Origin of the sequence: Roseovarius aestuarii, from assembly GCF_019966515.1 — a bacterium.
GTDB classification, from domain to species: Bacteria; Pseudomonadota; Alphaproteobacteria; order Rhodobacterales; family Rhodobacteraceae; genus Roseovarius; species Roseovarius aestuarii.
This window is the reverse complement of the sequence record NZ_JAIMIB010000007.1, coordinates 1-25,956: the sequence shown is the minus strand read 5'-3', so window position 1 is coordinate 25,956 and position 25,956 is coordinate 1. Positions and strand designations below refer to the sequence as shown.

General features: G+C 58.0%; 24 protein-coding genes and 1 tRNA gene. 11 read left to right on the top strand and 14 right to left on the bottom strand.

Features of this window, described 5'->3' with window-relative positions:
• Window positions 1-3 precede the first annotated feature (3 nt).
• Window positions 4-417 (bottom strand): DUF1178 family protein, encoded by a 414-nt coding sequence (locus tag LC334_RS10255; RefSeq protein WP_085800574.1) that lies wholly within the window; start codon window positions 415-417, stop codon window positions 4-6.
• A gap of 75 nt (window positions 418-492) precedes the next feature.
• Window positions 493-960, bottom strand: a complete 468-nt coding sequence (locus LC334_RS10250) for an NUDIX hydrolase (protein WP_085800606.1) — start codon at window positions 958-960, stop codon at window positions 493-495.
• Between the two features lie 256 nt (window positions 961-1,216).
• Here LC334_RS10250 and modA point away from each other — a divergent pair, with 256 nt between their 5' ends.
• From modA to modC, 3 genes are read left to right on the top strand one after another with little or no spacing between them, the layout of a single operon-like run.
• Complete coding sequence (modA, locus tag LC334_RS10245) at window positions 1,217-1,900, top strand: molybdate ABC transporter substrate-binding protein (RefSeq protein WP_223412946.1); 684 nt, start codon at window positions 1,217-1,219, stop codon at window positions 1,898-1,900.
• A complete protein-coding gene (modB, locus tag LC334_RS10240; RefSeq protein ID WP_085800575.1) occupies window positions 1,900-2,589 on the top strand; it encodes a molybdate ABC transporter permease subunit in 690 nt (229 codons plus the stop codon). The genes modA and modB overlap by 1 nt, the downstream gene beginning before the upstream one ends.
• On the top strand, window positions 2,586-3,662 hold the full coding sequence (gene modC / locus LC334_RS10235; RefSeq protein WP_085800576.1) for a molybdenum ABC transporter ATP-binding protein: 1,077 nt from the start codon (window positions 2,586-2,588) through the stop codon (window positions 3,660-3,662). Before modB ends, modC begins: the two co-directional genes overlap by 4 nt.
• 94 nt (window positions 3,663-3,756) lie before the next feature.
• Here modC and LC334_RS10230 read toward each other — a convergent pair whose 3' ends face one another.
• Genes LC334_RS10230 through LC334_RS10210 form a run of 5 tightly spaced genes read right to left on the bottom strand, consistent with a single transcriptional unit; the run spans window position 3,757 to window position 9,219 of the window.
• Complete coding sequence (locus LC334_RS10230; RefSeq protein WP_085800577.1) at window positions 3,757-4,743, bottom strand: ABC transporter ATP-binding protein; 987 nt, start codon at window positions 4,741-4,743, stop codon at window positions 3,757-3,759.
• Window positions 4,740-5,735, bottom strand: coding sequence for an ABC transporter ATP-binding protein (locus tag LC334_RS10225; protein ID WP_085800578.1), 996 nt, complete (start codon window positions 5,733-5,735; stop codon window positions 4,740-4,742). Before LC334_RS10225 ends, LC334_RS10230 begins: the two co-directional genes overlap by 4 nt.
• Window positions 5,735-6,643, bottom strand: a complete 909-nt coding sequence (locus tag LC334_RS10220; protein ID WP_085800579.1) for an ABC transporter permease — start codon at window positions 6,641-6,643, stop codon at window positions 5,735-5,737. The genes LC334_RS10225 and LC334_RS10220 overlap by 1 nt, the downstream gene beginning before the upstream one ends.
• Window positions 6,640-7,626: an ABC transporter permease gene (locus LC334_RS10215; protein ID WP_223412945.1), complete on the bottom strand. Its 987-nt coding sequence runs from the start codon at window positions 7,624-7,626 to the stop codon at window positions 6,640-6,642. Before LC334_RS10215 ends, LC334_RS10220 begins: the two co-directional genes overlap by 4 nt.
• Window positions 7,627-7,683: 57 nt before the next feature.
• Window positions 7,684-9,219, bottom strand: a complete 1,536-nt coding sequence (locus tag LC334_RS10210; protein WP_085800580.1) for an ABC transporter substrate-binding protein — start codon at window positions 9,217-9,219, stop codon at window positions 7,684-7,686.
• 294 nt (window positions 9,220-9,513) lie between these two features.
• Between LC334_RS10210 and LC334_RS10205 the strand changes: the two genes are divergently transcribed.
• Both LC334_RS10205 and LC334_RS10200 read left to right on the top strand, forming a co-directional pair.
• On the top strand, window positions 9,514-10,365 hold the full coding sequence (locus LC334_RS10205) for a MurR/RpiR family transcriptional regulator (protein WP_085800581.1): 852 nt from the start codon (window positions 9,514-9,516) through the stop codon (window positions 10,363-10,365).
• A 294-nt stretch (window positions 10,366-10,659) separates the two neighbouring features.
• Window positions 10,660-12,324: an ABC transporter permease gene (locus LC334_RS10200; protein ID WP_085800582.1), complete on the top strand. Its 1,665-nt coding sequence runs from the start codon at window positions 10,660-10,662 to the stop codon at window positions 12,322-12,324.
• Between the two features lie 281 nt (window positions 12,325-12,605).
• On the opposite strand, the gene LC334_RS10195 is transcribed toward LC334_RS10200, so the two are convergent.
• Entirely contained in the window at window positions 12,606-15,032 is a 2,427-nt protein-coding gene (locus LC334_RS10195; RefSeq protein WP_085800583.1) for a GcvT family protein, read from the bottom strand.
• Between the two features lie 108 nt (window positions 15,033-15,140).
• On the opposite strand from LC334_RS10195, the gene LC334_RS10190 reads away from it, so the two are divergent.
• Complete coding sequence (locus LC334_RS10190; protein WP_085800584.1) at window positions 15,141-16,073, top strand: LysR family transcriptional regulator; 933 nt, start codon at window positions 15,141-15,143, stop codon at window positions 16,071-16,073.
• 151 nt (window positions 16,074-16,224) lie between these two features.
• Here LC334_RS10190 and LC334_RS10185 read toward each other — a convergent pair whose 3' ends face one another.
• Complete coding sequence (locus tag LC334_RS10185) at window positions 16,225-17,589, bottom strand: flavin-containing monooxygenase (RefSeq protein WP_085800585.1); 1,365 nt, start codon at window positions 17,587-17,589, stop codon at window positions 16,225-16,227.
• Window positions 17,590-17,745: 156 nt separating this feature from the next.
• Between LC334_RS10185 and LC334_RS10180 the strand changes: the two genes are divergently transcribed.
• Together LC334_RS10180 and LC334_RS10175 are read left to right on the top strand one after the other, a co-directional pair.
• On the top strand, window positions 17,746-19,047 hold the full coding sequence (locus LC334_RS10180; RefSeq protein ID WP_085800586.1) for an ABC transporter substrate-binding protein: 1,302 nt from the start codon (window positions 17,746-17,748) through the stop codon (window positions 19,045-19,047).
• A gap of 59 nt (window positions 19,048-19,106) precedes the next feature.
• A complete protein-coding gene (locus LC334_RS10175; protein ID WP_223412944.1) occupies window positions 19,107-19,937 on the top strand; it encodes a nitroreductase family protein in 831 nt (276 codons plus the stop codon).
• A 167-nt stretch (window positions 19,938-20,104) separates the two neighbouring features.
• Here the strand turns inward: LC334_RS10175 and LC334_RS10170 are convergent, their stop codons facing one another.
• Window positions 20,105-20,914, bottom strand: coding sequence for an alpha/beta fold hydrolase (locus LC334_RS10170; protein ID WP_085800587.1), 810 nt, complete (start codon window positions 20,912-20,914; stop codon window positions 20,105-20,107).
• Between the two features lie 56 nt (window positions 20,915-20,970).
• On the opposite strand from LC334_RS10170, the gene LC334_RS10165 reads away from it, so the two are divergent.
• The gene (locus tag LC334_RS10165; RefSeq protein WP_085800610.1) at window positions 20,971-21,291 is read left to right on the top strand and encodes an ArsR/SmtB family transcription factor; all 321 of its coding nucleotides are present in this window, start codon (window positions 20,971-20,973) and stop codon (window positions 21,289-21,291) included.
• Between the two features lie 59 nt (window positions 21,292-21,350).
• Here the strand turns inward: LC334_RS10165 and LC334_RS10160 are convergent, their stop codons facing one another.
• Window positions 21,351-22,076 (bottom strand): FadR/GntR family transcriptional regulator, encoded by a 726-nt coding sequence (locus LC334_RS10160; RefSeq protein WP_085800611.1) that lies wholly within the window; start codon window positions 22,074-22,076, stop codon window positions 21,351-21,353.
• Between the two features lie 191 nt (window positions 22,077-22,267).
• Window positions 22,268-23,254 carry a 2-hydroxyacid dehydrogenase gene (locus LC334_RS10155; RefSeq protein ID WP_085800588.1) on the bottom strand — a complete coding sequence of 329 codons (987 nt, stop codon included), beginning with the start codon at window positions 23,252-23,254 and terminating at the stop codon, window positions 22,268-22,270.
• A 113-nt stretch (window positions 23,255-23,367) separates the two neighbouring features.
• Here LC334_RS10155 and LC334_RS10150 point away from each other — a divergent pair, with 113 nt between their 5' ends.
• Together LC334_RS10150 and LC334_RS10145 are read left to right on the top strand one after the other, a co-directional pair.
• Window positions 23,368-23,862: an SH3 domain-containing protein gene (locus LC334_RS10150; protein ID WP_085800589.1), complete on the top strand. Its 495-nt coding sequence runs from the start codon at window positions 23,368-23,370 to the stop codon at window positions 23,860-23,862.
• Window positions 23,863-23,969: 107 nt separating this feature from the next.
• Window positions 23,970-24,044 (top strand) — tRNA-Gln (locus tag LC334_RS10145).
• A gap of 526 nt (window positions 24,045-24,570) precedes the next feature.
• On the opposite strand, the gene LC334_RS10140 is transcribed toward LC334_RS10145, so the two are convergent.
• Both LC334_RS10140 and LC334_RS10135 read right to left on the bottom strand, forming a co-directional pair.
• Window positions 24,571-25,020, bottom strand: coding sequence for a response regulator (locus LC334_RS10140; protein ID WP_085800590.1), 450 nt, complete (start codon window positions 25,018-25,020; stop codon window positions 24,571-24,573).
• Window positions 25,021-25,090: 70 nt separating this feature from the next.
• Window positions 25,091-25,846, bottom strand: a complete 756-nt coding sequence (locus LC334_RS10135) for a sensor histidine kinase (protein WP_223412954.1) — start codon at window positions 25,844-25,846, stop codon at window positions 25,091-25,093.
• Window positions 25,847-25,956 lie beyond the last annotated feature (110 nt).

Sequence of the window (25,956 nt, the reverse complement as noted above, 5' to 3'; positions counted from 1 at the left end):
GGATCAGTTGGATTTACGTCCGGTGACAAAAGGAAGCGGCGTCACCGGCACACCATCCTCAATCAGTTTCCGGGCCTCATCGGGTTTGGCCTCGCCATAGATCGAGCGCGCGGGTGCCGTGCCGTCATGAATGTCGCGCGCCTCTTGGCTAAAGTTCATACCCACATATTCCGAATTCTGCTCGACCTGCTTTTTCAGCTCTGCCAGCGCCTGTTGGGTCACTTCGGGCGGTTGAGCAGCAACTTTCGATCGGCGGCCCTGCACCTTGGGCGCCATCAGCGCCTTTTCCACCTGAGTCGAGCCGCAGATAATGCAATTGACCATGCCAGCCGCATGCAGCTTGTCGAACGCTTCAGATGATTTGAACCAGCTTTCGAACCGGTGGTCATCTTTACATTTCAGGGCGAATTGTATCATTTTGCGCCGTTTCTGATCCTCTGAACCTCAGCTACACTGAAATCGACATTTTACACCTATTTTGCAAGCGTTCGTTCAAAGGTTTTTTGCATCAAACGCTTTCAGAATATGGGCTAGTTCGGATTCGTTCACACTTTCGGCGGCCTTCTTTGGGCTTAACCACTTGCGTTTGCGCTGCCCTGCTTCGGGGAAATCCCTTGCCAGAGATTTCACTTTGACCGGATAAATCATGGCCACGCAGGGCACCCGAGTTTCCTCGCCAATATCGCGGGTGTAGGAGTATAAACCAAGCGAGGTCCCATAGGCCTTGCCCCTGACGCCTGCTTCTTCCCAGGCTTCGATCAGTGCGGCCTCACAGGGTGTTTTGTTATCCATCGGCCAGCCGCGTGGGATGATCCACCGCCCCGAGCCGCGCGATGTGATCAGCAACAGCTGTGTCTTGCCGTCCTTCTCGCGGAAACAAAGTGCCGCAAACTGTGTTCTGACGTCCGATTTTGACGCAGACTGAAGGTTGATCGGTTCCTGTTTCGATTTATGCAGCATCACGGAAGTCGCTTCGCTGGTTGCGCGTTTCAGCTCTCAATATGGCAACTTTATTGATATTTAACAAATTTTTACACATTTGTTGTGTTTATCGCTGCGATATCTAGCGGCATTGTTGAGAATTTACACCACATCTGCTGTCTTGCGCTGGTCCTGACGCACTGAAATAATCCGCCGAATGAAGGATATTTTCCGCGTTCTGGCAATGATTTGCACCTTGCTGTGCCAACCCTTGCCGGTGTTGGCCGGGCCGGATGTGACCGTTTTCGCTGCGGCATCGCTCAGGGACGCACTCGAGGATGTGGTGGCGGCATATGGCGGCGAGGTCGTTGTGTCTTACGGAGGAAGCGGACAGATCGCGCGACAAGTGGTGCAGGGGGCGCCCGCCGACATCGTGATCCTGGCCAGTGCGGCGTGGATGGACTGGCTTGAAATTAGTAGTTCAGATGCCGTTCATAACAGGCTGAATTTACTTGGGAATCGCCTTGTTCTTATTGCGCCTGCCGGGGCAGCTAGCTTGTCGCAAGTCACAGCAGAAAACCTACTGGAACGGCTTGAAGGAGGGCGGTTGGCAATGGGGCATCGCGCGGGTGTTCCGGCGGGCATTTATGGCCGTCAATGGCTTGAAAACGAGGAACTTTGGCGCGTGCTCGAGCCGCATATTGCCGAAACCGAAAATGTGCGCGCAGCGCTTGCTCTTGTTGCACGCGGCGAGACACCGCTTGGCCTTGTTTATGAAACCGACGCTGCTGCGGAACCTGACGTCGTGATCTTATACCAGATACCCGGCGATCAGCATGATCCGATCATCTATCCGGTCGCGCGTATTGGGGTTAAAGAAAAACCAGAAGCATCTGAATTAATGAAATTTATTCAATCACAAGATGCCTCTGAAATCTTTAGAGCGCATGGTTTCGTGCCCCTTGCGGAGAACCGGTAATGCGGCTCCAGCCAGAAGAATGGGCAGCGCTGGCCCTGTCGCTGAAGGTTTCGGTTGTCGCCACCTTGTTGAGCCTACCCCTGGCGTTGGCGATTGCCTGGCTGCTTGCGCGCCGTGACTTCTGGGGCAAGTCATTGATAAGCGCGCTGGTGCATCTGCCGCTTGTCCTGCCGCCCGTGGTAACCGGATATCTGCTGTTGCTGACCTTCGGCCGTAACGGGGCGGTGGGCGGATTTCTGGAGCAGTTCGGCGTTGTTTTGGCCTTCCGCTGGACCGGAGCGGCGCTGGCGGCGGCGATTATGGGGTTCCCGCTGATGGTGCGCGCAATCCGACTGGCGATTGAAGCGGTCGACCCGCGATTGGAGCAGGCGGCCTCGACACTCGGTGCAGGCCGAGCTGCGGGATTTATCCTTGTGACACTACCCCTTATCGCGCCGGGCATCCTGGCCGGGGCGGTGCTGGGCTTTGCCAAGGCGATGGGGGAATTTGGCGCAACAATTACCTTTGTCGCCAACATTCCCGGCCAGACTCAGACGCTGCCCTCTGCCATTTACGCCTTTCTACAGGTACCGGGTGGCGAAGGTAGCGCACTCAGGCTGGTGGCGCTGTCGCTGGCAGTGGCTTTAGGTGCGGTGCTGATTTCGGAATGGTTGTCGCGGCGGATCGCTCAAAGGATTGGCCGGGGATGAGCCTGTCGGTCAACATCACGCACCGCCTGGGCGATTTCTTGCTGGATGTGGCGTTCGATGCCAGCCCGGGCGTGACGGCGCTTCTTGGGCCTTCAGGATCTGGAAAAACGAGTGTTGCCAATAGTATATCCGGACTTCTTCGACCGTTTTATGGTCATGTGCACCTGCGAGAGCGAGCGCTTCTTGATACGGCTAAGGACATTTTTGTGCCGCCTCATAAGCGTCGGGTCGGCTATGTGTTTCAGGACGGGCGCCTGTTTCCGCATCTGACGGTCGAGGGCAACCTTCGCTTTGGGATGCGTTTTGCCAAAGAGGCTGGAAATCCTGCTGAGGTGATCGATTTACTCGGACTGGGCACCTTGCTGCATCGGCGGCCCGGGACGTTGTCAGGGGGCGAAAAACAGCGAGTGGCAATGGCGCGCGCGTTGATGTCGGATCCGCAGATTTTGGTTATGGATGAACCACTTGCTGCATTGGACGAGCCGCGCAAGGAAGAGATTTTACCCTACCTGGAAGGGCTCAGGGATCAAAGCGATATACCCATCCTCTATGTCAGTCACTCGGTCGCCGAGGTGGCACGGCTGGCGGATGATCTGGTGATTCTGCAGGGCGGCAAGGTTGTCTGTCACGGATCCGCCGAAGAAGTGCTGAGCGACCCCGCGGCGATACCGTTTGTCGGCGTTCGCGAGGCCGGGTCTATCCTGCGGGCGAAGGTGCTAGAACATGGGCCTGACGGGCTAAGCCGTCTGGCGATCAGCGGCGGGGAACTGGTGTTGCCCGGGGTCACGGCGGATGAAGGTTCTAATATAAGAATCAGGGTGTTATCTCAGGACATTCTACTATCTTCGCGGCGGCCGGAGGGGCTTTCGTCGCGCAACATTCTGGCGGTCACGGTAGAGGCGCTGCGGATCGGAGACGGCCCCGGGGCGGCGGTATCGCTGAGGGCGGGAGAGGACCGGCTGCTGGCCCGGATCACGGCGCAGGCGGCGCGGGAGATGGGGCTGGAACCCGGCACCCGTTGTTTTGCCATTCTCAAGGCCACAGCGGTTCCCAAGGGTAGTATCGGACGCTGAGCGGCGCGGTTTGAAACTGTACGGGCCGTACGTTCCGTACGCCTATTCCGTACCGGTCGTACGCTTTGGCGATCGGGTGCAGAACCAGCCAGTGCTATTCGGCGAAATGACAGGCGACCTCGGTGCCGTTGGGCAGCCCGCGTAGCTGCGGACGTTCCTGGCGGCAGCGATCCTGCGCCATGTGGCAGCGGGCGGCGAAGGGGCAGCCCTTGGGCAGGTTCACCGGATCGGGCAACTCACCGGGTTGGCGCGGCTTGTCGAACGATCCACCCTCAAGCTTGGGGATCGCTTCGAGCAGAAGTTGGGTGTAGGGGTGCTTGGGTTCGGCGAAGATGGTTTCGGCCGAGGCCAGTTCCATTACCTGACCCAGATACATCACCGCGACCCGGGTGCCGAAATGCTGCACCACGCTGAGATCGTGGGTGATGAAGAGATAGGTCAGCCCGCGTTCCTGCTGCAATTCGGTGAGCAGGTTGAGAATCTGCGCCTGAATCGAAACATCCAGCGCCGAGATCGGTTCATCCGCGACCACGAAGGCGGGGTTTGTCACCAGCGCGCGGGCGATGGCGATGCGCTGACGCTGGCCGCCGGAAAACTCGTGGGGCAGGCGGCGCTGCCAGCTTGGATCGCAGCCGGTCTCGGACAACACCTGTTCGACGCGGGTGCGGGCTTCGTTGGCGGAGAGCTCGGGCATCAGATGGCGCACCGGCTCGGCCAGGGTTTCGAACACGTTGCGGCGCGGGTTGAGCGAGGCATAGGGGTTCTGGAACACCATCTGCATGTCGCGGCGCACCGGTTTGCGCGTCGCCTCGTCCATCTGGTCGATGCGCTGGCCGCGGAAGTAGATTTCGCCCGCGGTGGGGGAGTTCAGCCCCAGTATGGAGCGGCCAAGGGTAGTCTTGCCGCAGCCGCTTTCACCCACCACGCAGAAGCTTTCGCCCGGCATGATCGAGACATTGACGGTGTTGAGCGCGTGCAGCACCGGCTTTTCACGGGAAAGGAAATGCGTCGGCAGGGGGAAGCGGACCTCGACCCCTTTGGTTTCGACAATCGGCCCGGAATTTACACTGGGGGTGCTCATGTCTCGGCCTCGGTCTTTGTCTCGGTTCGGTTCGCGGAGTCGGATGTCAGCGGGTTGTAGCAAGCGACACCATTAACAAGATCCGGCTCGCCGCCGTGGCACCGCTGGGTCGCGAAATCGCAGCGCGGATGATAGGTGCAGCCCTTGGGCAGGTTGGTGATCGGTGGCATCGAGCCGGGGATCTGGTAGAGCCGGGTACCCCGGCCCGCATGCTGGGGCAGGGCCTTTAGCAGCCCGCTGGCATAGGGGTGTCTAGGGGTGTCGATGATCTGGCGGGTAGGGCCGGTTTCGACACATTTGCCCGCATACATGATCATCAGCTTTTCCGTCACCTCGGCCACGACGCCAAGGTCGTGGGTGATGAGGATCAGCGCCACGTCTTTTTCGCGGCAGAGCTTGAGGATCAGTGCCATGATTTCGGCCTGAATGGTCACGTCGAGCGCGGTGGTGGGCTCGTCGGCGATGATGATCTCGGGATCGGTCAGGAGCGCGATGGCGATGACGACACGTTGGCGCAAGCCGCCGGAAAGTTCGTGTGGATAGGCATCGAGGCGGGATTCAGCGGATGGGATCGCCACCTCTTTCAGTTTGGCGATACAGAGCGCGCGGGCTTCCTTGTCGCTGATCTTGCGGTGGGCACGCAGCGTTTCCATCATCTGCACGCCGATGGAGAGCACCGGGTTGAGGGTCACCATCGGGTCCTGAAAGATCATCGAGATGCGGTTGCCGCGGATGTCGCGGATCTGGCGTTCTTTGAGGTCCAGCAGGTTTTCCCCGTTGAACTTGACCGTGCCGTGGCTGACCCGACCAGGTTCGGCGATCAGGTTGAGGATGGCGAAGGCGAGCATGGATTTACCGGCACCGGATTCGCCCACGACGCCCAGGCGTTCGCCCTTTTCCAGCGTCAGGGAGACGCCGCGCAGGGCCTCGACCTCGTCATGTTTTCCGCGTGGGAAGGCGACGTGCAGATCTTTGACTTCGAGCATGGCCATCAGTCTTCTCCCCGCCGCAGTTTCGGATTGAGCACGTCGCGCAGCCAGTCGCCCAGCAGGTTCAGTGCAAGTACCAGCGCGATCAGCACCAGCGCCGGGTAGAAGGTGATCCAGTACTGGCCCGAAAAGACGAATTCGAAGCCTGAGCGAATGAGCGAGCCGAGCGACGGGCGGTCGACCGGCATGCCGAGGCCGAGGAAGCTGAGTGCCGCTTCGGTCATGATCGCCTCGGCCACCTGAATGGTCGAGATGACCAGCACGGGTGTGAGCGTGTTGGGCAGGATATGGCCCCACATCACTTTGCGGGCGGGCAGGCCGATGACACGGGCGGCATCGACATATTCCTTGTTCTTTTCCCCCAGCACCGACGACCGCACGGTACGAGCGAATTTCGGCCATTCAGCGACGCCGATAATGATGATCAGCATGAAGATCGCGTAATCGGCATAGATATTGGCGTCGAACGCGGCCTGAAACAGCGCCAGCACTATGATTGCGATCATCAGGGTCGAGAGCGACATCTGGATATCGGCGAGGCGCATCAGGAAGCTGTCGATCCAGCCGCCTTTATAGCCCGCGATCAGGCCCAGCGTGATGCCCAGAACCGCCTGGACCACGACGGCGCCGATGCCGATGATCAGCGAGATGCCGGTGCCGTACATGATGGTTGAAAGCACGCCGCGCCCCTGCGCGTCCGTTCCCAGAAGGAAGCGCTCATCGCCGCCCGGTTTCCAGCTGGGGGGCATTTCACTGTCCATGATGTCGAGCTGCAGCAGGTCATAGGGGTTTTGTGGCGCAATCAGTGGCGCGAGAACGGCCATCAGCACGAGGACCAGAAGCACGATACCGGCGCCGATGGCGACCGGATCGCCGAAAAACCGTTTGAGGAAGCCTTGCCATGTGATCATGATTTGGCTCCCGGAAGTTTCACCATCGGATTGATGAGGGTGTAGATGAAATCGACCAGCGTGTTGACCACCACGAAGATCAGGCCGACGACGATGATATAGGCGATGATCAGCGGGGTATCGACGCGGTTCACCGCTTCAAGGAAGAGGAACCCCATGCCGGGCCACTGGAACACCGTCTCGGTCAGGATCGTGTAGGCGATCAGCGTCCCGATCATCAAACCGCCCACGGTCACGACGGGCAAGAGCGTGTTGCGGAACGCGTGCACGTAACGCACACGGGCGGTGGAAAGGCCCTTGGCCTTGGCGAAGCGGACGTAGTCAGTGCCCATCGCCTCCATCATCTCGGCCCGGATCAGTCGGATGAAAAGCGGCAGCATGATCGAGCTGAGCGCAACCGAGGGCAGGATCAGGTGCGCCAGCCCGTCGATGGTGAGAAAGCCGGTATCCCAGCCCCAGGGCATTTCCAGCGTCTCGCCCCGGCCAAAGGCGGGCAGCCATTGCAGTTCCACCCCGAATATCCAGACGAGAAAAATGGCGGTCAGGAAGACCGGCACCGAGATGCCGATGATCGAGCCGGTCATGATGAACTTGGCGATGAATTTCTCGCGGTTGATGGCGCAGTAGATGCCGCCGGGGATCGACAGTGCGAGAAAAATGAAGGTGGCGCCTAGCACCAGCTCGAACGTGGCGGGGAATTTATCCATGATCACGTCAAGCGCGGGGCGTTTGAAGAAATAGGAGGTGCCCAGATCACCCTGCAATGCGTTGCCGAGGAACCGGCCGTATTGGACAAGGAAGGGATCATTGAGACCCAGTTCGTCGCGCAGGGTCTGGCGTTCGGCCTCGGACACCGACTGACCCACAAGTTCGCGCAGCGGATCGCCCAGATTGTCCTGAATGGAGAAGCCAATGATTGAAATCACGAACATCACGATCACGGCCTGAATGGCGCGGCGGATGAGGAAAGCTAGGATATGCATATGAACCTGGCGCTTAAATGGCAGCGGGCCGGAGGTTTCTCCGGCCCGCAGGTTTGTTTATTCGATGACCAGATCGCCCAGATAGGGGAAGTTCATCACGTTGAGCACGGGCTCGATATTGACGCCGCTACGTGCGGCCCAGGCCAGGTCCTGCCAGTGCAGCGGGATAAAGGCCGCTTCATCATGCAGGATCTTTTCGACCATCTGAAGCTGCTCGGCGCGGGTGTCACCCTTGGTTTCGACCAGCGACGCCTCGGTCAGTTCGTCCACTTTGGCGTTCGAGTAGTTGCCCGAGTTGTACTGGCCACGACCGGTGTCCTCGTTCGGGGTCATTGCCAGGAACTCGTAGAAGTTGGCACTGTCCTCGGTATCCGAATGCCAGCCGATCATCATGATGTCGGCGGCGCGCTCATCGAACTTGGGCCAGTATTGCGCCTTGGGCATGGTGGTCAGGTCGATCTTGATGCCGATCTTGGCCAACATCGCTGCCGACGCTTCGCAGATTTTGAAGTCGTTGACGTAGCGGTTGTTGGGGCACATCATTGTCGCCTCGAACCCGTCGGCATAGCCCGCTTCTTCCATCAGCGCCTGCGCTTTGGCCAGGTCGAAACGTGGCGTCAGGTCGGGGTTGTGACCGATATAGCCCTTGGGCGACATCTGTTCACCGGCAGTACCAAAGCCCTTCATGATCTTCTGAACGATGCCTTCGTTGTTGATGGCATAGGCCATCGCCTGACGGACCTTCATGTTGGCCAGCGCCTCGTGCCGCTGCTGGTTCAGCTGCAGCGTGATGATGCGCGTGCCGCTCATGGTGACCAGCTGCGTGTTGGGATCAGACTCGATCCGCTCCAGATCGGTGGGCGGAACCGGCGCGATGAAGTCAACATCGCCGGCCAGCAGAGCGGCCACACGTGTTGGCGCTTCTTTGATCGGAGTCAGGATCGCGGTCTGGACGTTGCCGGGGCTGTCCGTATCCCAGTAATCGGCGTTGCGGGTGAAGACGACTTTGACGCCCTGTTCGCGCTCGGTGATGGTGAAGGGGCCGGTGCCCGACACGGTTTTCGAGGCAAAGCTGTCGCCGTGCTTGACGATATCCGCGCCGCCTTCCTCATAGAACTTGCTGTCCATCGGGAAGACATAGGTCGCCGTGTGCAGCACCAGCGGGTTGGGGCCGTCTGTCTTGATCTCGACGGTAAGGTCATCCACGGCAGTGGCCGAGGCCCAGGACGCGAAGATGCCTTTGAAATCAGGCGATTCCTTCAGGCGGTTGATGGTCCAGACGACATCGGCCGCGGTCATCGGGTTGCCGGAATGGAATTTCACGCCGTCGCGCAGTTTGAACCGCACGGTGGTCTCGTCGATCCGCTCGGAGCTTTCGGCCAGGCGGTTGTCAAAGCCATGCTCGCTGTTCCAGCGCACCAGCGGGTCAAAGATCATATGGCTGAGTTGCAGCGTGCCACCCGACAGCTGCTCATGCGGGTCCAGCGACACCGGATCGGCGTCATAGGCGAAGTTGAGTGTCTGTGCCGGCGCCATGCCGACCGCACCCAGGAATATGGCTGTGGCAGCCGTTAATGTTCTTAGTGTTTTCATCTTATTCTCCCTGATTGGACGGGTGAATGCGGGCGTTGGTCACGCCCGTGCCCTGTCATGATGGTAAGGTTGTCGCGATTCTGGGAAGGAGTAAAGGCTTGTTACCGCCACGTTAGCAATCGCCGTTTGGCTGATAACGCTGGTTTCCTCCTCCGTCGCATGTTTGGTTAGATTTACCTTTGGTATGGAAGTACCATGAACTATAGTAATGGGATAGGGATACCAGTCAACCGGAAAACATTTATTCCTCTAATGAAGAATTCTGGTGGATAAAGCTAATCACGCGGGGGACGCATGCCGCTGAAAATCGAAGATATGATCCGGGACGGCGATGTTGACTTTACAAAGCTGGAACAACGCGTTGCGACATATCTGATTGGCCGCCCCGAGGCGTTGGCGCTGGAGACAAGCGCGGAAATCGCCGAGAAGCTTGAGGTCAGTCCGATGACGGTCAGCCGCTTTTTCAGGAAGCTGGGATTCGAGCGCGCGTCGGAGTTGAGGAATCAGGCACGGCACGAGTTTTCCGGCCCGCGTTCGGCCCGTGTGGGTGACCGGTATCAGAGTTTTGTGCGCGCCAAGACGACTCAGAGCGCGGGCAGGGACGGCGAAATCGCGGAGCTGGGTATAAATGCGGCGCTGCACCTGCGGACGTCGCCGAAATGGCAATCTGCCGTGCGGGCGGTTGCACAATCCGACTTCGTAGCCATCGTGGGATTTCAGCTTTACCAATATCTGGCGACCGGCCTGGCGATGCGGCTGAACTACGTGCGCCCCGGCGTGTCGATGGTGTCGGGCAGCGACGGCGTCTACACCGAAGTTTTTTCACAGGAAACCGATAGCAAATGCCTGCTGATCATCGACATGTTCCGCTATGCCTCGCACGGGCCGGTTCTGGCGGAGCAGGCGAAAAAGAACGGCTATCAGGTCATCCTGATGTGTGACGAGTTTTGCGACTGGGGCAGCCAGCTTGCGGATTTTGTCTTTACCTATCCGAATGAGGGACAGTTTTTCCTGCCGCTACCGGTGGGCCTGCATTTCGGCCTGAACCTGCTTTATCAGGATGTGGTTTATGCGCTGGGCGATCGTGCAACCGAAAAGGTCGAAGCGATGTCACGCAATCAGGAAATTTTCGGCGGCTTCATGTAGGGGGTGTTGATGCTGTTCAGTTCCTGCCGGTTTTGGCGGAACCTCCGTGAGATCTCGCGCCAGAGTGATATGGATAGTGTTAACACGCCGTTGGCGGCTTATTGTAAACGTCTTGTGCGCTTCAGGACGGAAATCCGGTCTTTTTGAGATGCTGCTGTGCCTGTTGCGTTGCTGCTGTGATCGAGCGCATGCAAAAGGCGTTTTTCAACGGGTCGACATGGTTCTGAGCGATTGACCTCTGAAGGTTCAGGTAATACTGATCAAAATACTCGGGTTACTGTCTTAGGGAAATCCATGACCGAACGTTTGCTGCATCGCCTGGCCTGGTTGGTCGTGGTCTGTTGCGTGGCGCCCATCGTGGCCGCCGCGCTGGCGGCGTTTACCGGCGATTTGCAGACTTGGCGCGAGATCCTCGCCTCGGTGCTGCCGCGCTATGTGCGCACCACGCTGACGCTGGCCGTGATCGTCGGTGTGGCGACGGCGGTGATTGGCAGCGTCACGGCTTGGCTGGTGACGGTTTATCGCTTTCCCGGATCCAGATGGCTTGAGGTGGCGCTGGCGCTGCCGCTGGCCTTTCCCGCCTATGTGCTTGCCTATGCCTATACCGACCTGCTGGATCATCCCGGCGCGGTGCAGACGCTCTTGCGCGAGGTGATGGGCTGGGGGCCGCGGGACTACTGGTTCCCCGAAATCCGCTCGCTTGGTGGGGCGGCGATGATGCTGACCGTGGTGCTGTACCCTTATGTCTATCTGCTGGCCCGGGCCTCGTTCCGGCAGCAATCATCGAACGCGTTTCTGGTGGCACGCACCTTGGGGCGCTCGCCGCTCAGGGCGTTCTGGCGGGTGGCGCTGCCAATGGCGCGGCCCGCAATTGCCGGGGGTGCGCTTCTGGCAGTGATGGAGACGATTGCGGATTTCGGCACGGTGGCGTTTTTCAACGTCCAGACCTTTGCCACCGGCATCTATCAGGCGTGGTTTTCACTGGGAGACCGCGCCGCGGCGGCGCAGCTTTCCCTATGTTTGCTGAGCTTCGCGTTATTGCTTGCGGGCCTCGAACGGGCGCAGCGCGGCAAGGCGCGCACGGCGGGACGGGGCGCCCGGTTCGAAGCGATGGAAAAGCCACGCCTGACCGGCGCACCCGGTTGGGTTGCGATGGTGATCTGCTTCCTGCCTGTTTTGTTGGGGTTTGTCATTCCGGTCATCATGCTGGGGGTGATGGCGCAGGGATCAGGCCAGAGCCTGCTATCGGAGCGTTACGCTGACCTGATGTGGAATTCGGTCACGCTGGCGGGGATTGCCTCGGTTCTGACGGTGATCGGCGCGGTGCTGATCGGGTTTCGGGCGCGCACCCGGCCCGGGCGCAGCTCGCGCGGGTTGGTGATTGGAGCCGGGCTGGGATACGCGGTGCCGGGGGGCGTGATAGCCGTGGGGCTGATGGTGCCGCTGGCGGCGCTCGACAACCTGATCGACGGGGTGATGGAGGCGCGGTTCGGCATCTCGACCGGGCTACTGATCACCGGGTCGATCTGGCTGATGGTGCTGGCCTACATGGCGCGGTTCATGGCCGCCGCATTGAACGCCTACGACAGCGGCATGGCGACGGTGCCGGGGCATTTCGATGCCATAGCCCGCTCGTTGGGCCAAAGTACGCCGAAACTCTTGTGGCGCGTGCATCTGCCGGTGTCACGTACATCGGTGTTGACCGCGCTGCTTATCGTCTTTGTCGATGTGATGAAGGAATTGCCGGCCACACTGATCCTGCACCCGTTCAATTTCCAGACCCTGGCCGTGCAGGCCCACCGGCTGGCTGCCGATGAGCGTCTGACCGAAGCGGCTGTACCGTCGCTGGTGCTGGTGGGTTTCGGCCTTGTTCCGGTGCTGATCCTCTGCCGGTCGATTGGTCGCGACGGCTGGGGCTTCCGTGCCGCGCGGGTGGGAACGGCGGTGAAGGCAGGTTAAGGGAAGCGACTGGATAGCGGACTAAGCGTGAACCCGTGGCAACTGAGCAGATGTCAGGTTTTGGGGCAACTTCACGCTTCCTTAAAAGGGAAGCCAAACAGGGTTCTTGGGCTTTTAAGCAGACGCCTTTGTTCGCCTGACACATACGCCTGACGGCGAGGTGTATCCGAAACCGCGGCCGGATATGGTCATCAATGTCTCGGATTACGTGTGTTGGAAAATGTTCACCGAGCAATAGTTTGCACGTTTTCCGGCACGGGTTTTGCGCACTGGCTTTTTGGTCATGCGATACCTCGGGGTATAGTATTTCGGGGATCGAACAAACAGGATTTGCAGACGGTGGCTTGAACAGGCTTTCCGAACAAAAGCACATCGACGACCGAACCAATAACCGCGTGTTCCGGATTTACATAGGCCATTGCAAGGTTGCTGCCCGTGCGATAGCCCCATGCTGCCGAGGTAATCGACCCGACCGAGGTACCGTTCACGAACACACCTTCTCCCGGCTGAGCGGGGGCCTCGCTGGTGTCCAAGACCAGAATGATCCTTTCCTTACGATTGCCCGCGGCCATCTGAGCTTGCAATCCTTTTTTGCCGGGAAACTCCTTGTCCAGATCGACGAAGCGGTGCAGGCCCGCCTCGATAGGGTTGTACTCGGTGACGAAGTCACCTTTCCAGTGGCCATAGCCCTTTTCCAGACGCATGGAATCAATCGCGTACATGCCGAAATGCGTCAGGTTGAACTGCGCGCCAGCGTGGGTCAGGATTTCATAGGCAGCGTAGAGCTGGCTGTTCGGAATGTGCAGCTCAAATGCCTGTTCGCCCGAGTAACTGATCGCGAGGGCGAGGGTTTCAACATGGCCAATGAAAACGCGCTGTGCGGTCAACCAGGGGAAGTCCTGCTGCCCCCACTTTGTGCGGGGCGATACAGAGGTCAGCAAATCACGGGTTTTTGGACCAGCGACGACCAGCATCGTGTGCGTGTTGGTGCAGCTTTCAATGCGGATATCGGCCCCTTCGGGCAACCGTTCCGTCAACCAATCCATGTCGTGGTATTCTGCCGTTGCGGCAGAGCCATAGAAAATGTCGCCGCTGGGCAGCGGCACAATCGTTGCCTCAGCGGCAATATTGCCATTCGGGGTCAGAAAATAGCACAGCGACGCTTTGCCATTCTTGCTAGAGAGGCGTGAGCAGGTCAGGCTGCTGAGCCACTCCAGCGTGCCCGTGCCGCTGATCCGGTAGCGATTAAAGCCCGACAGTTCGGCAAGGCCCACGTTATTTGTCAACGCCTTGACTTCGGCGCCGACAACATCGTGCGAATTCTGGAACCTATAGCCGTGGCTTTCTGTGAAATCGTTACTCGGCTTGTAAAAGTCCGTGCGTTCCCAGCCGTTGACCACTCCGAATTCGGCACCCTTGGCCTTTAGCACCGGGTAAAGGGGCGATGCTTTGGCGGGCCGTCCAGCGGGGCGATGTTCATGCGGCAGGTGCCAACGGAATTCATGCTGATAATCTTCGATCGATTTCAGCGCAGTGTATTCTGTATTGGCAAAGCTGGTGATTCGACGCGGGTCAAGTTGCCAGGTGTCCCACTCGGTTTCGCCATGTACGATCATCTGGGCCAGCATTCTGCCGTAACCGCCGCCCTCGCCGATGCCAACCCTGAGCCCGTTCATTGACCAACAATTACGCAACCCCGGTTGCTTACCGACCAACGGCCCTGCGTCGGAGGCATAGGATATCGGCCCGTTCACCACCGACTTGATCCCAACCTCCTGAAGGCAGGGCAAACGATCAAAGATCGGCTCCATTTTCGGCAACAGACGATCCAGATCATCAGGGCAAAGGGCATTCACAAAATCGGGGTCTATTCCATCCATGCCGAAGGTCCTGCAGTCATGTTCATATATGCCAACCAGCAGGCCCTTTTTCTCTTGGCGCATATAAAACGTATCGCGCGGGCAACGTACCATCGGCACCCGCTCGTCAAGGGCGACCAGATCAGGAATGTCTTCAGTGACGAAATACATGTGTTCCATGGCAATGACCGGGTATTCAATTCCCATCAATGCGCCAACCTCATTCACGCGGTATCCGGCAGCAATGACGATATGTTCGGCCGTGATGGCGCCCTTGTCGTTTGTCACCAGCCATTCGCCATTGGGCAGTTGCTTCAGCCCCGTGACCGGAGAGTTGCGATGGATCGCAGCGCCCGCCTTGCGCGAACGCGCGGCCAGCGCCTGACACAGCTGTGCAGGATCAATGTCACCGTCCTTTTCATCCCAAAGTGCGGCCAGAACCCCCTGCGTTTCCAGCAGAGGATTACGCCGTTTGGCCTCGACCGGATCCAGCAATTCAAAATTGATGCCCAACCCTTTGGCCACCGACATGATGTGATGCACTTCGTCGACATGGTTTGGGTTGGTCAGCAGGCGCATCCCGCCCGTGCCATAGTGATAGTTGATCGGATATGCCGCGTCTTCGGCCAATTCCTTATAAAGATTGATTGTATAATCGCGCAGCAAAAGCAGCAGTTGATTGAATGCCACACTCGGGCATTGGGCCGCTGAATGCCATGTGGTGCCAGACGTCAATTCATTGCGTTCCAGCAAGACGACATCAGTCCAACCCTCTTGGGTCAGGTGATATAATGCTGACAATCCGCCGACACCGCCACCAACGACGACAACGCGCGCATGGCTTTGCATCGCTACCTCCAATTTTCTCAATGCATCTCCCAAATAAGCGCAAATTATATCTTTTGAAAAACGGAAAAAGTTCAATATTAAAGTCATAAAATATGAATTAGGAGAACTATGGATACCAGCCTGAAAGCTCTGCGCTATTTCATGGCTGCCGTGAACAACGGCAGCATTACCGAGGCGTCAAAGGAAATGCATGTCGTGCCCTCTGCCGTACTGGCGGCGGTCAATCAGGTAGAAGACGCATTCGGGTTGAAACTAACAACCCGGCATCGGGCCAAGGGCATCGCGCCGACGGCCACCGGTCAGATATTGATGAGCCGAATTCAGCACCTACTGGATGAGTATGAGACATTGATGGGTGCGGGTGCTGAAATGCGTACCCAGCTGACCGGTACGTTGCGCATCGGCTATTACGCGCCAGTCGCGCCCGCATTCCTGCCCGGCATTGCGCATGCAATGTTAAAAGACAATCCTCGTGTCGACATCAAATTCACTGAATGCGACAACCAAACAGCTCAGGCTGGCTTGGTTTCCGGAAGGTTTGACGTCATTTTATGTGTTGCGGAAAGCATGCAGCCTGACGTTACCTACGAAACCCTTATCGAAGTCCCTGCTTACCTTCTCGTTCCAGAGCAGCACAAATTCGCCGAGCGGGATTGCGTTTCGCTGTCCGATCTGGCTGACGAAAATCTGGTTTTACTCGATCTGCCTGTGGTCAGTGAGTACTATAGCCGGGTATTTGAAATCGCTGACGTCAAACCACTTGTTGCAAGCACAGCAACAACGCTTGAGATGGTGCGCAGCCTGGTTGGTGCAGGCGTTGGTTGTTCGCTCCTGCATATGCGTCCGGAAACTAACATAACATATGCAGGGGATACCGTCATTGAAGTGCCGCTGCGCCCTGCGGTCGATCCGCTGAAAATAGTGCTGGGGCATTTGCCGGACAATCCGCGTCGTATCGTAAAGTACTTTGTAGATGGCTTACGCGATCTGTTTTCGACTAAAGACCCGAGCCGCTATTTAGTTACACTGCGGTCCCGGTGATGATGCCGCCAGTGCTTTACTGCGCTATGCAATAAATCCTTCTTCAGCACTATCTATTGTTTCCGGCAACAAAACGCCCAGACGCAGCCGGTGTGTCAGCTCGGGAAAAGCACCGCTCCGATCATTGCGGAGAGATCGGAGCGGCGGACTGTCAGGCGTCTTCCGCCTGTTTGTCGGTTTGCAGATAAGCCTCGAGACTATCGTCCAGCGCATCTTTCCACGGGGTGTGGTGTGCAGGGGCCTGTTTGCCGGTCATCGGTGAAGTGTAGCCGTGGTTGCGGAACTCCATGATGCCTTTCTTCTTGTGCTTTTTCCACGCGTAGAAGGCCTGATTGGCGGCTTCGACATCAAAGCTGGGGTAATCCGTCTCGTCGATCAGTTCCTGCACATAGGCGCCCTGATAGGCGATGCAGGCGTAATCATCCTCCAGCGCGTCCTCGGCGGCTTCGCGGGCCTTCGGATCGGCCTCCATCGTGGCGGCGTCGGGCAGGGCGATCTTGCCCATGATCTGGTCACGTACCCACCAGGCCTGCGCGTCGAACATGTTGAACGTGTACCACTGGTCCTGCATGCCCAGGTAGAACATCTGCGGGTTCTGGTTCCAGACGACGCCCTTGTAGAGGTCCGCCGCCGCCAGCCGGTTGGCGGTCTTCAGTCGCAGATCATCGGGCAGGAAGTTGAAATGGTGGCGATAGCCGGTGCAGAGGATGACCGCGTCCACCTCTTTGCTGGTGCCGTCCTTGAAATGTGCGGTGTTACCGTCAACCTTGACCAGCGCCGGCACTTCCTGCCAGTTCTCGGGCCAGTCATAGCCCATTGCTGCCGTGCGATGGGCCACGGTGATAGACTTGCAGCCGTATTTCCAGCATTGCGAGCCGATGTCCTCGGCGGAGTAAGACGTGCCGAGGATCAGGATATCCTTGTCCTTGAATTCGCGGGCATCGCGGAAATCATGGGCATGCAATACCCGGCCATTGAAGGACTCAAAACCAGGGTAATAGGGCACGTTCGGGGTTGAGAAGTGGCCCGAGGCAACGATCACGTGGTCATATTCTTCCTCGGTTTCGCTGTCGGCCTTGCTGTCGCGGGCGCGGACGGTGAATTTGCCCGTGCTGTCATCGAAACGCACGTCGCGCACCACGTTGTTGAAGCGGATCCAGTCGCGCACACCGGCCTTTTCGACCCGGCCCTTGATGTAATCAAACAGAACCGCGCGCGGCGGGTAGCTGGCGATTTCCTTGCCGAAATGTTCGTCGAATGTGTAGTCGGCAAACTCCAGACCCTCTTTCGGGCCGTTCGACCAGAGATAGCGATACATCGAACAATGACAGGGCTCGCCATCCTCATCGACGCCGGTGCGCCAGGTGTAGTTCCAGAGCCCGCCCCAGTCGGACTGCTTTTCGTAGCAGACGATATCGGGGATATCCTCGCCCTTTTTGGCGGCGGACTGGAATGCCCGGAGCTGAGCCAGTCCGGATGGACCGGCCCCGATGATTGCAACGCGTTTCTTGGCCATTCAGATGTTCTCCCTGCGATTGGTATGAACCAAAATTTATCATTTGGTACTTTTGGTTCCTTTTAATAAGCCAAATACTGTACCAATATGTCAACCATATTCGGATCGCGCCGGTAAATTGATTGGGCGGGACAGAAGAAGGATGTAGAAGAAATCATGGAATCTTCGAGCTTTGCACAACGACTGGCGATTTCCGGCGCACTGCCCAGGTTATCCGTGGGGATGGCGAAAACCGTCGATATCGGCTTTCTGGCGCCGCTATCGGGCCAGGTCGAATCCTGGGGATTGCCGGGATTGCACGGCTGCCGCATCTGGGAAAGCTGGCTGAATAACGCGGGCGGTCTGCTGATTGGTGGGCGGCGTTATCCGATCCGCATTCACGCCTATGATTGCGGCGATGACCCGGTCGAGGCGCGCGAGGGTGCGATGCAGCTGGTGCAGGAACACGACATCAAGCTGATGATGATGCTGGGCGGCGACAGCTTTGCCGCGGTGGCGGATTTCCTGGGAGAGAGGCGCATCCTGACCTCGACCCTGCTGCCCAGCGACCTCAGCCCCGACACGCCTTATCTGGTTGCGCTCAGCGAAGTGCATCCGATTTACGTGGCGACCGGTGTCGACTGGCTGGCCCGCACCCGGCCCGAATTGAAGACCGTAGCGATGTGCACCCAGGCCGACGGGATGGGGCTGCCGTCGCTCGCCACCTACCGGGCGGCGTTCAAGGCAGCAGGCGTGCGGGTCGTGAAAGAGGTGCAATACCCGGCAGAGGGCGGGGATGTCGCCGGGATCGTGCAGCCGATGTTGGATCTCGATCCCGACATCCTGTGCTGGTGCACCAGCTATACGCCGATGGTACATGCGATGACGGAATATGCCTATGCACAGGGCTATGAAGGCCAGATTGTTTCCTGCACGCTGGATCATTACGAAGTGCTGGTCGAGAAAACCAGCCGTGACTTCATGGAAGGCGTGCTGTTCCAATTCCCCGATTTCGACGATCCGGCACTGCGGGAGAAAGCGTTTTTCTTCAATCAACCCAATGTGTTCTACGAAGAATACAACAACAAGTTTCCGGGCAGTTGGAGCGCGGTGAGTTGGGAATACGCGGCGATTTTGGATATCTGGCATGCTGCCGTTGAGAAGGCCGGCACGGTCAATCCGGTGTCGGTGCTGGCGGCGATGAAACAGCTGGGCCATGTGACCCATGCTTTTGGTCATGCAGAGTGGTGGGGCAGGGATATCTTCGGCATCAATAACGCCCTGATTGGCGACTGGCCGGTGGTCACGGTGCAGAAGGGTAAGGCGCGAATCGTCGAGTTTGGCTCGGTCCCCGACTGGCTGGCGAAACACAGCGAACTTCTGAAGGCCGAGATGCTGGATCTGGGCCAGATGTGGCAGCAGCGCGTGAACCGCCCAGACGCGGGGCCGGAGTTGAGCGCGCGGACGGTGGAGAGTTGATGGGCCTGCCCGTCGTGCCTCTCGTGTAACGACCAATATGATACGAGCCGGAGACCAACATGAACACGATTTCCCAGAACCTGAAATACCGATATGGCGAGGAACTGGACGTCGGTCCGCTGGATCAGGCTCAGTCACCTCTGGCCGGGATGGTCGCCCGGGGGTCCTGCCGGGATTTCATGCCCGAAGAGGTTGACCCGGCTCTTACAAAGCTTCTCTGCGCCACTGCGCTGGCCGCGCCGACGAAAAGTGACCTGCAACAGCGCGATATTATTATCCTGCGGGATCAGTCGGTTAAAAAGAGACTGATTGATCTGGTCGGCCCCGATACATGGCTGGCAGATGCGCCGAATTTCGCGGTGTTCTGTGGCAATAACAGACGGCAACGCAAGCTGCATCAGATGCACGGGCATCGGTTTGCCAATGATCATCTGGATGCGTTTTTCAATGCGGCGGTCGATGCGGGTATCGCGCTTTCCGCTTTTATCACGGCGGCCGAGCATATGGGGCTTGGCTGTTGCCCCGTGAGTGCAATCAGAAACGAGGCTGAAGCCGTCAGCGACCTGCTTGGTTTGCCGGATCACGTGTTTCCCGTGGCGGGGCTGGCATTCGGGTACCCAAGGCACCCAACGGTCAAAATAAGCATGCGTCTGCCGCTGTCGGCGACGGTGCACACGGACAGGTATTCTGAAACCGATATCGAAGCGAAAATCACGGAGTACGACCAGCGACGCGAGGCCGCGCAACCCTATGCCAGCCAGACCGCATCAGATGTTTTCGGTGTTGCCGATGACTATTGCTGGTCCGAAGACAAAAGCCGCCAATATGCCCTGCCGGAACGTCAGGACTTTGGTGATTTCATACGAAGAAAGGGGTTTGATCTGTCCTGACTACCCGGTGAGATGCTGTCGGAGATTTCTTCAGGCGTACCTGACATCCTTCCCCAAGGTTCGGGTTAATCGCCAAACGTGGCACCTGTGTACGGCCGGATTGAGCCGAACCTCGTCATTAGTCAGTGTGCAGCGAATGTCTCGTTCGCCGACTGTCGAATTCGCGATTAGATGCTGTTGAGCAGCGACCCCAGCAACGCCGCCGGTGCGTCTTCATGGACGATGTGCGACGCATCCGGGATGGGCGTGAAGCTCTTTGCCTTGAGCAGCTTCTGTACCTCGCGTCCTTGCTTAGAAGGAATGAACGTGTCGCGCATTCCCCATGTCATGTGGACATCAAAATCGGGTTCCGCATAGAGTTTCTGCGCATCTTCGATATTGGCCAGGTCGGCATGTGCGATCTGACGGTAGAACGCGGCTTTCCCCACCTCGTCCGACCAAGGCTTAAAATACATCTGGATCGAGTCTTCGCGCAGCGGATAATGCGCCGCCGCCTGAATGTAGGCCCGAAAGAGTGCTTCATGAGCGTAGTCCGGCAGCCCTGCGAAAGCAGGCTCATGGTTCGCGACATGGGCATAGAAGGGCGAGCCAGATGGCAACACCGCGACCGCATTCACCAGATGGAGTTTGCCATATTCGATGCCGTTCACAAAGTGACCGCGCAACGCGCACAACCCGCCAAAGTCATGACCGACCACCTGAGGGCGCGTGAGACCCCAGTCGCCGATCAAGTCCTCCAACACATCGCTTTGAACGGACTCAGTCACATTCTGGTCGGAGCCTTTTTCTGACAGGCCCGTGCCGAGCATGTCGAAGAAATAGACCTTGTGGGTCTTCGCTAGCCAAGGTGCGATAGACCGCCATGCTTGCGCGGACCAAGGAAACCCATGAATCAGAACGATCGGATCGCCTTCACCCATCGAGCCCCAGGCGACGGACTGCCCTTGATATGAGAAACGCTCCTTCAGCTCTAGCATCGCTTCGCTTTCATTTATTCATTGACATATAGCTTATTCGCTATTTATCTATGGGTATGCCAAACAGAGAAGATCAAGTCAAGGCACTTGCCAACGAGACCCGCATCGAGGTGCTTCGCTTGCTGGACGATCCAGCGACGCATTTCTCCAAACAGGAATCCGCAGATCCTGTAGAGATCGGTGTATGCGTGCAGCTTCTGGCGGAACATTTCGGAGTAAGTCAGCCAACCATGAGCCGCCATATTGAACTCTTGAAGCGTGCCGGGTTCATCGTAGCAAAGCGCCAGCAGAAATGGACCTATTGCTCCAGAGACGACGCGGCGCTGGCGGACTATACCAGATGGCTAATATCGTCTTTGAACATCAAGACCTTTTGAGAGCGGTCATTCAGCGAATGGCAACAAAGTCCCGCAATGCAGACCTGTGGGGGACGCGTTTAAAACTCCTGCAGCAGTAATTGCTGTTCTTCGACCAGATGCAGTTTGATGAATTCGACCGCCGAGGCGACATCGCGGGAGGATATGGCGTTGAATAGCGTGTTGTAGCGCTTCTGATAGTCCTGAATACGCTTGGGCGTCAGGTTGCGGCGGCGGAGCTTGGTGCGGAAGCTCTGGCGGTAGGTGTCGATCGAAAGCTTGTAGCACGAGGCCAGAAGCGGGTTGCCGGTGCCTTCGGCGATCTGCATGTAGAGCTTTTCCTCGAGCTCGATGAACTGGTCCATATCGGTCTGGATGGTTTCGATCTGCGACAGTGTTTCGCTCAGCTCGGTGATCATTCGGGGTGTCATATTGACGACCGCAAGGCGCACCATCTCGGGCTCCAGAATGCCACGGACCACGAGGTGATCCAGCGGGCTGGTTTCATCGGCAACAGAGTTTTCGGGTGCATTGCGCGGGGTGCCGGACCGGTAGGTGACGAAACTGCCCGACCCGGCACGGCGGCGGATGACCTTCTGGTTTTCCAGCACATCCAGCGCCTCGCGCACGGTGTTGCGCGCCACACCCAGCTCCGAGGCGAGGGTGCGTTCGGAGGGCAGGCGGGTGTCGATCGGGTATTCCTCGGATTTGATGCGGGCAAACAGTGTGTCGACCACGATCTGCACGGTCGCGCCGATGGGTTGCGACGTGACGATGGTCGAGGCGTCTTTGATATTCTTGTTCATCCCGATCCTGTCGGTCCGATTGTCATTGGCGCGCACCATAGCGGCGTGCTTCGCGCGCGGAAAGCGATTTGCGCCGAATTGGCCTACCCGGGATGGCCGTTGCAGCGCTCTGGCCACGCCGGGGAGCCTCGATTTGGCCCAGTATATCGGGTTTCCGGCCGAATTGGTACGTTCGGGCAGATTTTAACACGTCAGAGCATTGATGGGACCACCAGATCGGGGGGGCGGTGGCCGTCATCGAAGGTCTTGATGTTCAGTATAACCTTCTCGCCCATCTCAAGCCGCCCCTCGACGGTGGCCGACCCCATATGCGGCAGCAACACGACATTGCCAAGCGCCCGGAGACGCGGGTTGATCTCGGAGCCGTATTCATAGACATCAAGACCCGCACCAGCGATCTCGCCCGTCCGCAAGGCGCGGGTCAGCGCGTTTTCATCAATTACCTCGCCGCGCGACGTGTTGACGATCACTGCCTCGGGTTTCATCAGTTTCAGCCGCCTTGCGTTCATCAGATGGAAGGTCGACGGTGTGTGCGGGCAGTTGACGCTGACCACATCCATGCGTGCCACCATTTGATCGAGGCTCTCCCAATAGGTGGCGCCGAAATCTTCTTCGGTCTCGGCCCGCAGGCGCTTGCGATTGTGATAATGGATCTGCATACCAAAGGCCGCCGCGCGCCGCGCCACCGCCTGACCAATCCGGCCCATGCCGAGAATGCCCAGACGCCGCCCGGCGATACGTCCGCCCAGTAATGCGGTGGGGGCCCAGCCGTGCCATTCACCCTTCTGCATCACCGCCAGTCCCTCGGGCATCCTGCGCGTTACCGCCAGAATCAGCCCCATCGTCATGTCAGCGGTATCATCAGCCGACACGCCGGGCGTATTCGACACCAGGATGCCGTGCTGGCGGGCGGTATGGACGTCGATATGGTCTACACCCGCGCCGTAATTCGCAATCAGTTTCAGCCGGTCACTGGCCTGTGCGATCATCCCCGCATCGATCCGGTCGCTCAGCGTGGGCACCAGAACATCGGCCGTTCGGACCGCTTGCGCCAGCTCGGAGCGGCTCATCGGGTCGTCGCTGTCTCGCAGGTTGACGTCGAACAGCTCTCCCAGACGTTTCTCGACGGGTTCCGGCAGGCGTCGCGTTACAACAACACTCAGGCGTGCAGATGGCATTCGGGCCCTCCTTGTTCTTTGCAATTTCGGCGCGTTGATGCCAGAGTGACGCAGGAAAGGTCGGGGCACAAGAACCCCGGCAAAATTGTTTGAGCAGATATCGGACGCAGGTCATGAAATCACTCGTCGTATGTGCCGGAGTGCTGGTGCTGATCCTGAGCGGTATGGTCGCGGCACAGGATCGCGGCCCGGTCACAAATCTGCCGTTGCCGCGCTATGTCTCGCTGAAGGCCAGCGAAGGTAATGTCCGGCGCGGCCCCAGCCTGACCCACCAGATCGACTGGGTATTTACCCGCAAGGATGTCCCGCTTGAGATCACCGCGGAACACGGGCACTGGCGGCGCGTGCGGGATCGCGACGGGGTCGGGGGCTGGATTCACTATTCGCTGCTTTCAGGCGTGCGCACGGCGATCATTGAACACGACATGCTGGACATTTTCGCCCGCCCTGACCGGCAGTCGATGGTCGTCGCCCGGCTGGAACTGGGGGTGATCGCCCGGGTCAACGAATGCAACAAGGACTGGTGCCGGTTGTCGGCGGCGGGTTACAAGGGCTGGGCGCCGAAGTCGCGCCTTTGGGGTATTAAACAAGACGAAATACTAGACTGATCCTGCAAGTTGTTTCGCCCGTTCGAGATGATTGACCGTTTTCGGTTATTTTTTCTTTTTCCGCTCTTGAACCAAACCAAAGTCCAGAGTAACTAGCACGTCACAATTGGGGTGTGGCCTAGCGGTAGGGCAACTGTTTTTGGTACAGGAGATCGTAGGTTCGAATCCTACCACCCCAGCCACTCACACACAGACTTCCCTGCTTTCAATAAAGGGAAATTTTGACCGGCGATCAGAGAATTAACAGGGAATTTGCGGATTGAGCGTTTAGCAAGTGCTTTTCCTGCGCCTCCCAATTCAAAGGGATTTTGGTTCGGATAGCCGGCTTTCCGGAAGTCGCCGTTCGTGCTGAGGGCAGCATTCTTTTGATTACGGGCGGCCGTTCAGCGAGACATGCTGGGCTTTCGCTGCAATTGCGCGAGTGGTCCTTTTCGGTTCGAGGTTCCGGAAAAGTTGATCAACGACATAGACAGGAATTGGTGAGTTCGGACTGCGCCATTTCGGATTGAAGGGACTGCATTAGTATCTTCCGGAACGATCCGCGAACAAGGGATTTGCGCGCATATCTCATGTCCGCCTTGGGTTCCAGAATGGGGGCGCCACGTCGTCCTCGGCCCATGATATTCTCGACCGTCAACGTCGTGTTCCTGGATATAGCGATGGACTCGTTGACATGGAGAGGTTCAGTCGCATCGCACCCGAATAAGATCAGACAGCTAATATTGCAGTATCGAGCCAAAAGGCGGTTAATCGGGATACTGATGAAAACAGCCTATCCAGTTCCATCGGCTTTTGAAGATATGCGTTCGCACCCGCACGATAACAAGCGTTAATGTCGCGCTGATCTGTCGACGATGTCATCACGACTACCGGTGTCATCTGCAACCGGCCATCGCTTTTGATGCGTTCCAAGACCTCAAGCCCCGTAAGGCCGGGCAAATTCAGATCTAGGATAATCAGGGAGGGTTGCTGGGCGGCAGCAGAGTGCGGGCCGGTTCCGGCTGCTGTCAGGATATCCAGCGCTTCTTGACCGGAGGCACAGCGCTTGATCAGCCCGGCAAAATTGCCTGTGTTCAAAATGGCGCTTTCAACGGCTTCAAAATCATCGATGTTGTCTTCGACAATCAGGATAACCCGGTTTTTAGCTGCGTCTATCATATGCGATTCCCTTCGGCCCAGTCGGAGTTTTTCCCGCAAACGCGGCGTGGCCGGGTTTTTGCCTGAAAAGTCATTCGTGCGCCGATCTTTCACTGAGCTCGGGCGCCGGTACCGCCGACCTCTTGGTGCGTTTGGATAAGGGCATCGAAAAGAAGAATGTCGATCCTTTTCCCGGAGAGGACGTGACGCCAAAATCACCACCCCATTCGTCGACAATCCGTTTGACGAAAGCCAGACCAGCCCCGGTACCCGGGCCGAAGTCGCTTGAACTGTTCAGTCGCGTGAAAATCTCGAAGACCTTATCGTGAAACTTGGCGTCAATGCCGATGCCGTTGTCACGCACGTAAAATGCATCAGCTATCTCTTTGTCACCAATCCTCGCGCAGTCGGTAAATCCAACCTGTATGACTTTTGGGCCCGACTTATTATACTTCAATGCATTCGCGATGAGATTCTGATATACGGTCAACACGCGGGCAGGGTCCGCTTTCACATCGGGAAGCTTGGCATCTATCGTTAGCTGTGCGGACGTCTCGTCGGTGAACTCCTCGAACAGCTTGCGGCTTTTTTCGACGACCATCTCTGTATCGACGATGGCCTCTCTGTGCTTGTCGCGGCCAAGACGAGAGAACCGCAGCAGGTCCGAGATCAGGTTCTCCATGCGCACGCCCAATTCCACAATGCGCTGGCCGCGTTTCTTTACCGCCGCGGAGGGTTTCTCGCGCAGCAGAAAGTTGGCGTTGATGGTGATGCCCCGCAGTGGTTCCTTCAGATCGTGCGAGGCGACATAGGCGAATTCGTCAAGGGCGCGGTTTGAGCGTTCCAGATCGGCAACCAGATGAGCCAGCTTTTCGGTCGCTGTCTAGCCCCCTGTTTCCGTACCACTGATTTGAGGTTTCTCTAATAAGGTTTCAGGTACTGGTGGGCGCATGTTTA